General features: G+C 38.8%; 16 protein-coding genes and 1 pseudogene. 5 read left to right on the forward strand and 12 right to left on the reverse strand.

All coding sequences use genetic code 11. The features are described 5' to 3' along the window. Positions 1–19 precede the first annotated feature (19 nt). From WKU33_RS11955 to WKU33_RS11995, 9 genes and pseudogenes are all read right to left on the reverse strand, one after another. Positions 20–529: a type 1 glutamine amidotransferase domain-containing protein gene (locus WKU33_RS11955; RefSeq protein WP_188856165.1), complete on the reverse strand. Its 510-nt coding sequence runs from the start codon at positions 527–529 to the stop codon at positions 20–22. A gap of 284 nt (positions 530–813) precedes the next feature. Further along, positions 814–1,053, reverse strand: a pseudogene (locus WKU33_RS11960) (PfkB family carbohydrate kinase); the annotation flags it as partial. Positions 1,054–1,666: 613 nt separating this feature from the next. Continuing rightward, a complete protein-coding gene (locus WKU33_RS11965) occupies positions 1,667–1,903 on the reverse strand; it encodes a hypothetical protein (protein ID WP_340454773.1) in 237 nt (78 codons plus the stop codon). A gap of 224 nt (positions 1,904–2,127) precedes the next feature. Then, a complete protein-coding gene (locus WKU33_RS11970; protein ID WP_156857919.1) occupies positions 2,128–2,910 on the reverse strand; it encodes a flagellar motor protein MotB in 783 nt (260 codons plus the stop codon). After that, entirely contained in the window at positions 2,903–3,688 is a 786-nt protein-coding gene (gene motA / locus WKU33_RS11975; RefSeq protein ID WP_156857918.1) for a flagellar motor stator protein MotA, read from the reverse strand. Before motA ends, WKU33_RS11970 begins: the two co-directional genes overlap by 8 nt. Positions 3,689–4,021: 333 nt before the next feature. Beyond that, the gene (locus WKU33_RS11980; RefSeq protein WP_340454776.1) at positions 4,022–4,969 is read right to left on the reverse strand and encodes a nucleoside hydrolase; all 948 of its coding nucleotides are present in this window, start codon (positions 4,967–4,969) and stop codon (positions 4,022–4,024) included. A 10-nt stretch (positions 4,970–4,979) separates the two neighbouring features. After that, a complete protein-coding gene (locus WKU33_RS11985) occupies positions 4,980–5,921 on the reverse strand; it encodes a nucleoside hydrolase (protein ID WP_336252743.1) in 942 nt (313 codons plus the stop codon). Positions 5,922–6,105: 184 nt separating this feature from the next. Next, positions 6,106–7,209: an NAD(P)/FAD-dependent oxidoreductase gene (locus WKU33_RS11990; protein WP_340454778.1), complete on the reverse strand. Its 1,104-nt coding sequence runs from the start codon at positions 7,207–7,209 to the stop codon at positions 6,106–6,108. Positions 7,210–7,405: 196 nt separating this feature from the next. Further along, a complete protein-coding gene (locus WKU33_RS11995) occupies positions 7,406–8,332 on the reverse strand; it encodes an alpha/beta fold hydrolase (RefSeq protein ID WP_156858074.1) in 927 nt (308 codons plus the stop codon). A gap of 470 nt (positions 8,333–8,802) precedes the next feature. On the opposite strand from WKU33_RS11995, the gene WKU33_RS12000 reads away from it, so the two are divergent. Further along, complete coding sequence (locus WKU33_RS12000) at positions 8,803–9,045, forward strand: alpha/beta-type small acid-soluble spore protein (protein ID WP_268239576.1); 243 nt, start codon at positions 8,803–8,805, stop codon at positions 9,043–9,045. A gap of 51 nt (positions 9,046–9,096) precedes the next feature. On the opposite strand, the gene WKU33_RS12005 is transcribed toward WKU33_RS12000, so the two are convergent. After that, positions 9,097–9,288: a gamma-type small acid-soluble spore protein gene (locus tag WKU33_RS12005; RefSeq protein ID WP_156855036.1), complete on the reverse strand. Its 192-nt coding sequence runs from the start codon at positions 9,286–9,288 to the stop codon at positions 9,097–9,099. Positions 9,289–9,723: 435 nt separating this feature from the next. Between WKU33_RS12005 and WKU33_RS12010 the strand changes: the two genes are divergently transcribed. The 4 genes from WKU33_RS12010 (at position 9,724) to WKU33_RS12025 (ending at position 12,916) form a co-directional block, all read left to right on the forward strand. After that, positions 9,724–10,662: an agmatinase family protein gene (locus tag WKU33_RS12010; protein ID WP_340454781.1), complete on the forward strand. Its 939-nt coding sequence runs from the start codon at positions 9,724–9,726 to the stop codon at positions 10,660–10,662. A gap of 146 nt (positions 10,663–10,808) precedes the next feature. After that, the gene (locus WKU33_RS12015; protein WP_340454782.1) at positions 10,809–12,065 is read left to right on the forward strand and encodes an Nramp family divalent metal transporter; all 1,257 of its coding nucleotides are present in this window, start codon (positions 10,809–10,811) and stop codon (positions 12,063–12,065) included. 120 nt (positions 12,066–12,185) lie between these two features. After that, entirely contained in the window at positions 12,186–12,641 is a 456-nt protein-coding gene (locus WKU33_RS12020) for a hypothetical protein (protein WP_340454783.1), read from the forward strand. After that, positions 12,629–12,916 carry a YxcD family protein gene (locus WKU33_RS12025; protein ID WP_340454785.1) on the forward strand — a complete coding sequence of 96 codons (288 nt, stop codon included), beginning with the start codon at positions 12,629–12,631 and terminating at the stop codon, positions 12,914–12,916. Before WKU33_RS12020 ends, WKU33_RS12025 begins: the two co-directional genes overlap by 13 nt. Positions 12,917–13,466: 550 nt before the next feature. On the opposite strand, the gene WKU33_RS12030 is transcribed toward WKU33_RS12025, so the two are convergent. After that, the gene (locus WKU33_RS12030; protein WP_188856217.1) at positions 13,467–13,574 is read right to left on the reverse strand and encodes a dihydroxy-acid dehydratase domain-containing protein; all 108 of its coding nucleotides are present in this window, start codon (positions 13,572–13,574) and stop codon (positions 13,467–13,469) included. Between the two features lie 89 nt (positions 13,575–13,663). Further along, positions 13,664–14,998, reverse strand: coding sequence for a 4-aminobutyrate--2-oxoglutarate transaminase (gene gabT, locus WKU33_RS12035; RefSeq protein ID WP_340454791.1), 1,335 nt, complete (start codon positions 14,996–14,998; stop codon positions 13,664–13,666). Positions 14,999–15,021: the final 23 nt, after the last annotated feature.

Here is a 15,021-nt window from a genome sequence, read left to right on the forward strand (position 1 = left end):
TTCCTTGATTAATTAAAGTTTAGGATAATTTCGCTAAAATTTCCCGAATAAAAGCAGGTTCATCCTTAGGTGTACGTGAGGTAATCAAATTTTCACTAACTACAACTTCTTTATCGTGGTAGGCCGCACCTGCTAGTTTTACATCATCACGAATTCCGATGAAGCATGTTGCTTCCTTTCCTTTTAGAACGTCAGCACTAATCATGACCTGTGGTCCATGACAAATACCAGCAATTAATTTGTCGTTTTGATTGATTTCCTTCACAAAGCGAACAACGTCATCATTTACACGCAATGCTTCCGGAGCACCTCCACCTGGTATAATAACCGCATCAAAATCGTCAGCCTTTGCCTCAGATGCCCCAAGATCAGCAGTATAGGAGATTGTTCCTTTTTTCCCATCACAGCGTGCACCTTTTTCCAAACCAATAATGACTGTTTCGTGCCCTGCTTCTTTAACAGCTTCATATGGATTTTTCATTTCAGAATCCTCAAAGCCACTTGCTAAAAGAAATGCTACCTTAGCCAAATTAACTACCTCCAGTTTAAATTTATTTACAAGGTTATTTTAATTTACGAGCAAGAAATTAGCAAAACAACTGCTTCAGGTAAAACCGGATTATAGTAAACTTTATTATAAAAAGTGATTGCGTATGCAGGCGAATCATTATATATGTTGATGCTAGTATAGTTTCATGGACACATCTAAGTTAAATTTTATACAATGAATTTCAAGGAGGATGTGTCCAATGATTACAAAAAATAATGGTAAACGATATAACGATGATTTTAAAAAAATGATTATCGATCTTTATCATTCTGGAAGTTCTGTAGGATATCCTTTCCAAACTGATCATCCCCAACCGCACCAATCATGGTAACTTCAGCTCCTAATCTTGCAGCGGCTATTGCTTGATTGGCGCCTTTACCACCGTGATAAGTTTTAAATTCTCCACCTAAAACGGTTTCACCTTGTTCAGGGAATTCTTTAGCAGTCGTGACCATATCAATATTAATACTTCCCACGACACAAACTGCCGGTTGCTTTTCCATATGATCACCTCTCTCTCGTAATTAGTTGATTTTATATTTTTCCGATGGGATCTTTTTATTCGGTTTTCCTATGTTTTGGATATATCCACGTTGTAAAAAGCCGTTTAAAATTAATTATCTTACTGTACTTCATCTAAATAGCCTTCAAGCCTTTCAACATACCCCCTGGAAACAGCTGCTATTTCGGCGACATCAAGGATACTTTAACCATATGTGTAACGGGTTACATATAGATGAAAAAACTTGGGTTCGCATATTTGTGTAACCCGTTACATATAGAATAATACTGTTATAAAAAAATGTCAAATTATTTTTTAAATAAAAAGGCAAAGTTATATTAAAGTCACAAGTTATTTTGCAATTTTGCTAGGGAGGAAATATATTTTTCCGCCCCAGTTTGGCCAAATAATAGTGGAGAAACAGCACATTCCTATACAGATGATGATGAACTCCTTTATCAGTAGGTACAGATGTATCGAGCATTTTTCTCCCAATTTAACTTTTTATTAAAGTGAAAAATCCTTAAGTTCCAGTTTTCTTAATTCAAGGCTGTTCAGTAATGCAAAATCCCACTCATCACATTTACATGTTGAGTGGGATTTTAAGAGTGGGCTCACTCTCCATTAATAATCTTCCTATACTCTTCTTCCGACATATTCAAAGATTCTGCAGAATACTTTGTCCCTTTTTCCTCATATACTTTTCTAAAAGATTCATCCAGCTCTTCTGCAGTAATAACGCCTTTTTCGATTAATAGATTTGCAAGTGCTTCTGTTGCCACACGCTCTTTAACAATTTGCCCAAAAATCCTGCCCATCGTAGCATTTAACTCGGTTTTGTCTTCATACATCTTAATTCCTCCTACCAAAAAATGAAACCGCATTTAGTGGGGTATTACAGAACGTAATGCCTGATAATATACGACGAAAGAGATTAGAAGAAGTTATCTTGCATGCTACTATTTTTCGTCCTTTTAGTCAAAGTGCCGATTCAACTATAGGGAGACAGTCCACCAACAAATAAATCTCACTTGCTTTCTCCAATCGATTTTAAACTCCATTTCCGTGAATTTGCTTAATTTTCTTCAACATCTATTTCGTAGTTAGGCAAAATAAGAACCTCTACTCGTCTATTTTTCTCCCGGTTCTCTTCACTCGTGTTCGGCATAATTGGATGGTACTCACCAAATCCCTTCGCACTAAAGCGAGCTGGATCATGTCCTCCATTTTCCAAAATTAATCCCATGAAGTTAACGGCTCTTATTACACTTAATTCCCAATTCGAAGGGAATTCTTCGTTGTGAATCGGCCGGTCGTCTGCATGTCCGCTTATCTCAATATGATGAGGCGGATCGGTGTTTAACAACCTTGAGATTTCGGTTATGATTTCCCTGCCGCCCTCATTAACTTCAGCGCTCCCCATATCAAACGTGACATCATTTAAAATCGTGACCATTAATCCTTCATTGCTTAATTCTGTTGATAGTGCATCAGTTAGTTCATTTGTTTCGATATAACCATTGATACTCGCTTGAAGTTTTTTAAGATTTTCTACTTCTCTCATACCTTCACTTAAGTCTTCTTCATTTGCCTCATTATCTTCTTTACTTCGGTCTTCATCTATGGCAGTTTCTGAAGGATCCTCCGCTGGGCTTTGTTCCAGTATAATGGATCCACCGCCAGAGAATTCACTTTTAAAAACTTTGGAAAGCTGTTCATACTTTTGGGCGTCTATTTCGCCCATGGCAAATAATACAATAAATAATGCCACAAGCAATGTCAGCATATCAGAATAGGGAAGCAGCCATGAATCATCTGATTGAGCTTCACTCTTTCTTCTGCGTCTCCGGCTACTCATCTTCTGTCACCTGCTTTATCTTGGCAATTTCTTTTGAAGTGAGGTACGAACTCAACTTATCTCTCATCGCCGCCGGAGAATCCCCATTCACGACGGAAAGAATCCCTTCCACAATAATTTCCTTTCGTTGAATCTCTTTTTTCGATTTCTGTCTTAATTTATTTGCAAACGGGTGCCATAATACATAACCTGAAAAAATCCCTAATAAAGTTGCAACAAAAGCCGCTGCTATCGCTTCCCCCAAGATTTCCATATCATCCATATTACCAAGTGCGGCAATTAATCCAATAACAGCACCTAACACTCCCAGCGTGGGCGCATACGTACCAGCTTGCGTAAAAACTGCTGCACCTTCTTCATGTCTCGTTTCCATTGCATAAATTTTCTCGAGCATGACTTCACGGATGAACTCCGGTGAATGACCATCAACGGTCAATTGTAGTCCGGAAGAAATAAAGTCATCATCCCATGCTTCTATTTCAGTTTCTAAAGATAACAAACCTTCCCTACGAGCTTGATCGGACATCTTTGAAAACTTTTCAATAAGCACTGGTATATCATCTTGTTCCTCTTCTTTAAGCAATATTTTAAAATAGGAAGGAATCTTTTTAATCGTGCTTACAGGAAATGCTATCAATACAGATGCAGCCGTTCCTACAAATATAATGAGAAGTGCTGCCGGATTAATTAAGGCTCCCGCACCAACACCTTTTAAAACCATCCCAACAGTAACCGCAATAATTCCTAAAATAATACCAATAATTGATGTTTTATCCATCTCTGTACCTCCATCAAATAACTCTATAATACTACATAACCTATATCGGTCTTTTGTACTGTTTTTGAAGGTAATATGGAAAAGAAGAAATAATTAATTTATTAGGTAAACATTTTTACTAGTTAGTTTTATTATCTTATCTTTATGATTTGATTGAAACCGAGGTGGCTATGGAGAAGATTAAAAACGCAATGTCTAGGAATTAATATTGGAGCTATGACGCGGAAGTTTTTGGAGGCATCGAGGTTATGGAAGTTAATTGAAACATTAAGAACGTGTATTAAAAGGCGTATGCATAGAAACTTGCCATACGCCTTCTTGAAAGGAAGAATTTTATTGAATCGTTTTTAAAACCTGTAATAGGATCTCTTTATACCTGGCTCGATCAACAGCTTCACAAACACGAACATTAGGTTGTTTCCCACTCCTATTATTAATATCAACCAAGCTGTAACCTCTTGTCAGTTCACCTTTCGTTTCAACAGCTACATAATACGCATTAGATGACGTCATGATTTCTTCATTTGCTGCAATCGCTACTAATATCGTATCCGGATGTGTTGTACCATTCAGACGATGAACCTTTGCATTGAAATCTTTCACTACTTTATTAATTTTAATAAAGAAATCGGACCCGGTTGTATTCAACTGTTCAATCTCTTTATGGTCATCATTGTCCATTAGAGAATATTTTGTGCAAATATCCCAACCAACCATTGTAATCGGTATACCTGAATGTAAAACAATATTTGCAGCTTCAGGATCTACCCAGAAGTTATATTCAGCAGCAGCCGTAATATTGCCTAATGTGTTATTTGTTCCATCCATGATGTAAATATGTGGGATGTCCTTTATAATTGTAGGATCCTTTTTAATTGCCATCGCAATATTGGTTAGTGGTGCAATAGCTAATAGAGAGACTTCACCAGGCATTTCTTTTACTTTTTCAATGATAAAATCAACCGCATGTTTTTCCTCTGGTCGTTGCTTTGCTTTTTCAAAAAAGGCATCGCCCATTCCATCCCTGCCATGGACATCTTCTACCGTACGATGTTCTTCTTCTCCTGTTGCGAGGATAGGGCCCTCGTATCCCTTATAGACAGGAACATAATAATCTTGATTGGAAACCTGAATAGAATATAAAGCATTCTCTACTTGTTGATCAAACGCAACATTTCCACCTGTAATTGTTACACCTTCGACTTTAAAATAATGTAATGCTGTTAATAGAGCAATTGCATCATCACCAGCTGTATCTGTATCTATAATAATTTTTCGCATTCTTTACACCTCAATCTTGTTGTCTTGCTAGCTCTGTAATGTATTCAAAAAATGCATCGCGGTCTACTTCATAAACTAAATTGACCGGTCTTCCATTCTCTGAAATAACTGTTTTACCTTGACTCGCCCCTTCAGTATGAACAATACTCTTCACTACCTTTTGCTTGACTAGATCCGGTTTCCCAATGCTTGCTGCGGTTAGCACATCCCAGAGAAAATAAGTCGAGTTCGTCTGAAAATGTACAAGAGGAGGTACCATCGCATAACATTGTCCAAGAAAATCGATTCCGATATTCGTTCGCTGCGCCGCCCAATAATTTCGAATATCTACTGTTAAAGGAACCATATTGGTACTTTCTAACGCGACTAGATCAATTTCAATTTTACTATCCCAAACAACTTTGACAGCATCCGGATCCCAAAAAGCATTCCACTCAGCTGAACCATCATGTTCCGGCTCTTCGACATTTCCTTTTTCTAAAAATGTACCACCCATCCAAACTAATTTTTCAATATTGGATTCAATATCTGGCGCAACATATAATGCTCGAGCAAGATCTGTCAGTGGTCCAATAAACACCAATGTTACAGGTTCATCGCTTTCACGAATGTGTTTAATCAAATGTACATGCGCCTTAAGTTCTGAAACACTAGTGTTGATTCTTCCCGATTCATTCAAGATTGGTAACGCATCGATAAAAAATGCGTGCATACGCCAATCTTTAGGAAAAGAATGTTTCCCACGAGAACTAGAGGCTGCTACATCTATCCCTTTATTATTCCCAAACCGATCAATAATTTTTCGGCTAGCATATAATGCCGGCTCCAAATAACAGTCTGCCGGGATAACACCAACGCCTAATAAATCTACCTCTTCCATCTGGAGTAATAGAAATAAGGATACGAGGTCATCCACACCTCCATCGTGATTGAGGTATACTCTTTTTGTCATTATGATTAACTCCTTATCAGTTCATAATAATTCATTTAATTGATTTCCTGGAGTAAGTTTATTTTTCGCACCTAAATCTACATTAATACAGTTATCATTATTCTCACTTAGCAGAATAATACCTACTCCGCTACATACATCGTCCTTACAAAATAATATAGGATGTGGTAAGCTTCAACATCAATTACCTCATCGGATCATACGGTCCTAAATCAATATCAATCTCTTCTCTCAGCGCCATCTTTCCAGCCAATGCTCCCACATAAGGCCCCATCGTCAACCCAGAAGCCCCCAACCCTGTTGCAACAATGACATTATCCAAATTGGGAACTTCGCCTAATAAAGGTTTATTATCCGGACTCATTGGCCGAAACCCTATCCGGATGTCCTGCAATGTTTGACTTTGGAGACCTGGCGCGACTTTCAATCCTTCATTCAGTACTTCCTGAATCCCACCTGCCGTTATCCGATAATCATAACCACTTCCAGCTTCACGTGTCGCACCAAAAGCAATTCGATTATCATCAAAAGGAACAATATAATGACTGCTATCTTGTGGAAGAATAACCGGCCAATTTGAAGTATCTTCATTCACAGCCAAATGGACAATTTGCCCGCGCTGGGGTTCCAATTTGATAGAAGTACCGACAGATTGCAACAAGTCATTTGTCCAAGCACCAGCTGCAATAATAACTTGATCAGCTGATAAATTTCCGCTGCTCGTTGAAACCGAAACCAGCTTGCCTTCTTTTTTCAGTGCAGCTTTTTCCTGTATAACTTTTCCATTATTTTTCTTCACGCCTTCTACTAAAGCGCTAGCGAGCAATCTTCCATCCAAGCGAGCGGCACCTGATAAATAGAGCGCATGCAATTTTTCATTTATTGGCGGGAAATATTTATTGGCATGTCCAGCTTGTAATACGTCAATATTTCCAATTATAGGAAATGCCTCTTTTTTCTTTTCTAATTGCTCCTTCAATTTACGAATGACCTCTATGTCTTCACTCGTTGCAATTGCACCTGTCTGCCGATAACCAGTGTTCGTCTCCCCCAGTTCTTTAAGAGATTCGATCAGCTCTGGATAATACTGGGCTCCCCTGCTTGCTATCCTGAACCAATCAGAATCATTATACCGTGAAATCCATGGACAAATAATCCCTGCGCCAGCTAAAGTCGCCTTCCCTTCGAATTCCTCATCAATCAACGTGACATCAACATTTTCATTCTGCGATAAATAGTAAGCAGCACAAGCACCGACGACTCCCGCGCCAATAACAATGACTTTCATGTTTTTCCCCCTTGTATGATTTCCGTATTGTCAAAAGATCCTAGTTAAAATGAATCTTTCATACTTTCTTCTATATATGGTTCGCTTCTCTTTGTCAATAGGATGTATTTTAACTGGAAAAAAGTTTTCACTGGATATAGATAGGGAGAAGCGCGCTAACACTTCTCCCTGCAACCGCCTCTGTTAGGTACTCCTTTTATATCGTACCATTTATAAAATCAATAATCCCCTCCACTACTTCATCACGAATATCTCTGTAATTATGAATTTCGTGTCGGTAACCGGAATACAACTTAGTTTTTACAAAGTTACCCGTCTCTGCAAGCCAATTGGAGACTTGATACACGCCCTCCCCATATAAACCTACCGGATCAAAGTCACCTGCAATATTATAAACAGGAATAGAGGAAGGGACCTTCTCTGCCCATTCCGTACCAATAATTGTTTCCATCATTTGAACAAAGAAATAGAGGGAGCGAATATTTGGTGTTGAAGTAAAATTGTTAAACGGATCATTCGCATGGTCTGTCACAACGTCAGGGTCGCCACTTATCCAGTCATTTGGACTATTTGGGTTCTCTATCCGCTCTGTCATCCAGCCAAATAAGCTTTCAAGATAACTATCTTCGACAACTTCACCATCCCCCTCATCGATACGCTTTTTCATTTCTTCAGATATCTCTTTTAAATTCGGGAAAACACCAGATGTTCCACATAAAATAAGTCCAGAGATTCCTTCCCCATATTTGGTTGCATATCCTCTTACAATCATGGAGCCCATACTATGTCCGAACATGAAATATGGAAGTCCGTCATACTCTTTCTGAACAATTTCTCGTAATTTGTGCTCATCTTCTGCCATCGTCATGTAGCCCTTATCGCCCCAGTCATTCCAATTGCCTGAATCATACGCCGTTTTCCCGTGGCCAACATGATCATCTGCTGCAACTATAAAACCCGCTTCATTAAGCACAAGAATCATATGTAAATACCTGCGCGAATGTTCACCAAAACCATGGACAATCTGGACAATTCCTCTCGGCTTACGAATTGGCGTGTAAATCCATGCTTTTATAGTGTCCTTTTCATTAAATGATTTAAACTGGACTTCTTGTATCGCCATGATAGATACCCTCCTATGATCAGAGTTTGATAGATAATGGTCTTTTCTAGATGTATCGGTTCTCTCTGAACCAATCATTTTACCGAAATGATATACTTATTTGGAATCGATGTCAAAGTAAACTCAAGAAGGAAGCTGTGAAAGTTCATCCAATCGTTTAGCCAGTCTTTCACCACTTATACCAGAATGATTTAATTTTTAATATAATCTTCACACAACTTCAAGTAAAGTTTACCTATATTACTTTGCATCATAATCTCCTTTCCATGTGAATTCCACTCTACCGTATTTCGTGCTTTTTAAATTTAAAAAAACAGCATAAATGCCCCCGACAAGCAATTATCCCCTTAAAGAAACATCACTATATTATCCATATTAGCCACTTTAGATTTTGATAACAAATAATTGAAAACCTTTAACAGGATAAACCAAAATTTTTCGGAAATTCTATTCATAAGGAGGTGTTTTACGTGGCAAAGAAAAATCTCAGTCAGTTTAAAGGACGTGTAATGAAGGAAGCTGGATATGACGTAGATCTTAATAATCCAGAATCGATAAAATACGAAGTTGCTGAAGAACAAGGCGTACCTTTACAAAAAGGAAATAACGGACATCTTACCTCTGAGCAAGCAGGAAAAGTTGGCGGACCAATCGGTGGCAATATGGTTAAAGAAATGGTTAAAATGGCAAAAGAGCAGATTGCAAACAAATAATTAAGACTCTCCTGCTGGTTTTAACACATGAACCAGCAGGATTAGCTTTTTTTATTGTCCTTGTTGATTCTTTTTCCGAACTTGTTCAGCGTTTGTATTGCTATAAATTTCAGTTCCATGGCCACCAGTAGTCCTTGCAATATACTCTTTTGCTTCGTTATATGACATACCAGAATTTTCATTTGCCCGTTTTACTTCTTCAATATTGGTACCGGATGCTGTATATTTTGTATTATTTTCCATAAAGTCACCTCGCTTTTTTCGGTGAACTTAGTTTTTGCGGAGATGTTTTATTTATAAAGGAAACATTTACCTATAACCATTGACTGAGAATGGGTATAAATCGATTTTAGTATTATCTAAAAAAGCCGCATGAATTGGTTGTTATCCCATTTCATGCGGTTTATCATTTTTTAAATGAAGACCTCTTCAAAAACCTCACCATTCAACGGACGAATTCCCTCATATTTCCCTTTCTCAATCATATAAATATTCTTATTCCAAGCCAATTGGTAGGGATATGAGCCTTTCCGAGTTTCATCTCCTTAATGGAAGGGAAACCAGATATTTAACAAGCAATACTTATTGATGAAACAGCCAACCAAACAAGTATGATGCAGGTGAATCGTTACACGTGAATCAGCCTGCTCCATTATTCAAAAAAGGAAGGGATATACGTTGAACAATTATCTTTACGGAAACACACCAACTTTTCTCGGAGCAAAGAATCTTTCTTCTTCTCTCGATTCATTAGGAGACATTGATGCTATTGTATACGGAGTTCCATGGGAGGGTGCAGTTACATGGGGCGATTACACAGGATGTGAACTTGGACCGAAAGTAATACGGCTGACATCTGCAAGGTACAGTGGCTACTTGCCGGAGCTCGACCATATTGACGTATTCGAACATATCAAGCTTGGGGATGTTGGTGATGTAGATGTTGTTCCCGCTGATGTGGAAGAAACGATGCAACGAATTACAAATTTCTCGGGTAAGCTTTGGGAGAGCGGGAAATTTCTAATCGGTCTCGGTGGAGATCATGGCATCACTTACCCCATCTTAAGGGCACTTACAGAACAAGGAAAGAAAGTCGGCATCATTCATCTGGATGCACACTTCGACAACCTTCCTTCCCATCAAGGTGATCAGTATGCGCGTTGCAGTCCTTTTGCCCGTTTATATGAACAGGAAGGTGTACGTAATGAAAGTATTATTCACACAGGTATTCATGGACCGAGAAATCAGCCTGAAGCAGGTCGGAATGCCCGCAATGCAGGTGCTGTTACGGTAACAATCAACGATATCCGAAAGCATCATGATTTATCGGAGCTTGCCCGTGAACTTCATGCCCAAGCGAAGGAAGATGTGGACTGTGTGTACTTGAGCATTTGCAGTGATGTTTTAGATTTTGCTTTTAATCCCGGCGGTCCTGTTGATGGAAATGGACTTACTTCTTTTGAACTTGTAACACTCGTCCACGAAATCTGCAAGCAAGGCGTCATTGGCATGGACTTTGTGGAAGTATATCCGCAGCAGGACGCAAATCAAAATTCTGCCCACTTTGTTTCTACAGTTATTTTATATGCGCTCGCGGGTTTGATTAATAGCAAATAGTGATATTGGCAGTTCAGCACAAGTATAAACAAGGATACTTGTGCTGTTTTTAAATATAGACGCCCCAGTGAGAAGAGCTAAATAATATTTGCTGGGGTCGAAAAGTAACAGAACCGAAGATGAAATGAAGGTGGAGGAGAAAAAATATGGCAATACCTAATAGAATAAGTAACTCTGATTCAGGGAAAAGAACATGGAAAGATAGATTGAATATCATTGGGCCAGGGGCAATTGTCACTGCTTCCTTTATTGGTCCTGGCACCGTAACAACTGCGACACGAGCAGGAGCATCATTTGGCTTCGCATTGTTGTGGGCGATCGTTTTTTCCATTATCGCAACAATTGTGCTTCAGGAAATGACAGGAAGGCTCGGAATCATTACGCGGAAAGGGCTTGGGGATGCGGTCCGCGAACAATTCATAAATCCAATATTGAAATACGGCTCCATGTGGCTTGTGATTATTGCTATCAGTGTTGGCTGTGCCGCTTATATGGCGGGTGATCTGCTCGGCACATCACTAGGCATTTCCACTATTACCGGAATACCGACGAATGTACTTGGACCGATTGTAGGAGTCATTATTTTATTTCTCGGCCTTTCCGGCAGTTATAAACTGATAGAAAAATTGATGATTTTCCTCATCGTCATCATGTCTATTACATTTATTACGACCATGTTTATGACACAGCCGGCTATTGGAGAATTATTCAAGGGAACTTTTATCCCAAACATCCCTCTCGGTTCCATCATTATGATTATCGCATTAATCGGTACAACTGTCGTCCCTTACAACCTTTTTCTTCATGCTTCAAATGTGCAGGAACGCTGGAACAAGCCGTCTGATTTAAAAGATTCGCGATGGGACACGATCATATCCATTTGTGTGGGAGGATTGATTACTGCAGCGGTACTGATTACAGCTGGTGCGACGATCAAAGGTATGGAAATACAAAGTGGCGCTGACTTGTCACTTCAGCTCGAACCAATCATGGGAGAGTGGGCACTGATTTTCATCAGTATCGGTTTATTTGCAGCTGGCTTATCTTCTGCGCTTGCCGCTCCACTTGGTGCAGCGATGACAGTAAGCAGTGTCTTAAAATGGGGCAACAATATGAAAGACAAACGCTTTAAAATCGTGTTTGTCATCATTATATCAATTGGGATCATCGGCTCGGCCCTTGAATTTAATCCTCTGAGCGTTCTGCTATTCGCACAAGCCTTGAATGGTATCCTGCTCCCTGTGATTGCAATTACGCTCCTTGTTATCATGAATAACAAAAAGCGTCTCGGCAACTATACAAACTCTTTAAAGGCTAATATTATCGGCGGAATAGTAGCACTGATTTGTACCGGACTTGGTACCTACAGTTTGGTTGATGCTATCCTAACTTTTCTTAATTAAAGGAACGGATTTCGTTCTTTTGTTTAAAGACATTTCCTTCCTCCAAACAGACAAAAGCATAAAGCTATATTATAATGGGAGGATGACTATACAAAGATATCATCAGGGGGAAAAAGATTAATGAAGAAAATTATCGTAGCATTATGTGCCATCGCACTAGTATTTTCACCAATTGGAGATGTTGTTTTCCAAGATCAGGACACAACGGTGGAGGCGAAACGTTATAAATCCGGGAAAAAGTCATTTAACCCAGGAAATAGCGGCATCAACTCTAACAACAATAATTCCTTCTTCCAAAATAATAAAAAAGATTCTAAAGTGAACAAATCCACGACAAAACAAAATACGGACAATAAAGGCGGCATGATGTCAGGTGGTCTAATGAAGGGCCTCATGCTCGGTGGGCTTGCTGGATTATTATTCGGTGGGCTGCTTGGTAACATGGGTATCTTTGGATCTATTCTAGGCTTGTTAATCAACGGGCTCGCAATTATTTTCTTGATCTCAGTGGCAGTAAAAATTTATCACTTTTTCAAAAGGAAAAGAAAAGAGGAAGCTAATGTATGGAGAAATTAGTCCTTCCTGAACAAGATATTATTAACGCAATTTGCGTTTATGTTTCTCGGAAAAAACACATAAAACCAGAAGAAGTCGAAGTAGAATTAATGTATGACGATGATACTGGCTTTTCTGCAGAATCATTCTGGAATGGTAGGAAACAAGTACTCGTAATGTCAAACATTATCGAAGCACTACGGTTATGGCTAGATGAATTTCTTAATGAGGATCCTTTCGCAGGGATTAAACTGGAATTAGATGATGAGACTGGGATTATTGCATACGTTGGGTAAGCTGTAAAATTGGAAGACACCCCCTCACCACCCACCGGAAGTCACCAAATGGAATCCAACAAACGTCGCGTTACTTGCCGTATGAAAAAGCGAGGCATGCATTGGTATCCAAGAGGTATAGAGGTGATTCAATCGGTGTATACAAACCTCATTCATCCGCGATTGGGAAGCTAGCCAAAAGTTTTAGATAACCATCCTCGCATTTTAAGTTACGTTCTTGATATTAGAACGTAACTTTAAAATGACCGGGAACCAAGCGAAGACATTCGCGCGGTAGCTGAAAAAGCGTACAAAAATAGAATGTCTGAAACACTAGGGTGAAAAGGGTACTGAGAAAGGCTTGGCACAAACTCATTCGATTAATATTTGATACTGAGTTTATTGTTTATGCAACACTAATGGCTTTATACTTGTTAACCTCACAATTTACTTTATCCAGTTTTTATTCCGGAATTTCATGTTATAATTCAAATAAATGATTAATTAATCTCTGGTTCTCTCGTCGGGGCGCCGAATCCTGTCTCTAAATAATCAAAGTCGCACCCCTTTTTTAATAAGCTTCTTCGGTAGGGAGCATTCCCCACTCTGGCATTCCAGATCCGCCCTTTGGTCCAGCATTTCGTAAAACAATAATATGATCTTCCGTTACATCAACGATAGGATCATATGTTGATTTTCGACTTTATTTTGGGAAGTTAAAAATAAACGACAAGTAAGACTCTCTGGGATAAATTATTGAATCATAACCTACTCTATATGTGTTAATGTTTCTTCATTATTTTCTATTTGTTTAATCACATTAACTATTACATCTAATGCTTCATTCAATTGTTTATCATTAATGATTAATGGTGGAAGTAAACGGATTATATTACCACGAGATCCTGCGGTAATCACAATCACCCCGTTTTCGTGACATTTTCGAACGACATTCTTCACTAATTCCGGGTAGGGTTCTTTTGTCTCCAAATCTTTTACAAACTCTATACCAATCATCGCCCCTAGTCCCCGCACTTCACCAACAAATTTTGATGGGAATGTTAGTTTAGAACGAATTTTATTTCCTATTTCTTGAGCTCTATCCATCAAATTGTTATTCTCAATATCCTCAATTACTTTAAGTCCAGCAACACAACCTAAAGGGGTCCCACCCAATGTTGTACCTAACTCCTTTTTCTCCGGAGCATCCATTATCTCCGCATTACCTGTCACCGCAGATAAAGGTATTCCAGCACCAATCGATTTTCCCATTACTGTAATATCTGCAGCTACTCCAAAATGCTCCATTGCAAAGAACTTACCTGTACGTGCAAATCCGGTCTGCACTTCATCAGCTATAAATACGATTCCATGTTGCGTACACAATTTTCGTATGCCTTCAAAAAACTCTCTATTAGGGACAACAATCCCCCCATCCCCTTGGACAGGTTCTATTATAATAGCTGCAATTTCCGAGGGATCCACTGTCATTTGAAACAGATTGTCAATAGCTTCTAATAATTCTATTGTTGTCCGAGTATCCCGGTAAGGATATGGGTAGGGTAAATGATATACTTCCGTCGCCATTGTACCAAATCCTTTTTTAAATCCCTTTACCTTACTTGTCATGGACATGGTCATAAAGGTTCTTCCATGAAACCCTCTTTCAAATGAAATGACCCCTGAACGTTTTGTATATCTCCGTGCAATTTTTATAGCATTTTCATTCGCTTCTGCACCACTATTAAATAAAACGGTTTTTTTTGAGAAATTACCGGGAACTAAGTGATTAAGCTTTTCTGCAAGCTGAATATAGGAATCATACAAAACGACGGGAAATACCGGATTTATATAATGATCCAATTGTCTCTTTAGTGCATCCACTACTGCTTTAGGGGTGTGTCCGGCATTTAAACTTCCAATACCTCCCGCAAGATCAATTAAACAGTTCCCATCTATATCCATTACCATAGCTCCATCAGCTTCAGCAATTCCTATGGATAAATTTGTTGCTAAACCTCTCGCAACAGAATCTTCACGCTTCTTTAATAATTCTTTTGACCTTGGTCCTGGAATTTCTGTTTTTAATTCTATATAACCCATTACTATCCCCCCACATGTTATTT

It is taken from the genome of Oceanobacillus sp. HCA-5259, from assembly GCF_037892815.1.
Taxonomy (GTDB): Bacteria; Bacillota; Bacilli; order Bacillales; family Amphibacillaceae; genus Oceanobacillus; species Oceanobacillus indicireducens.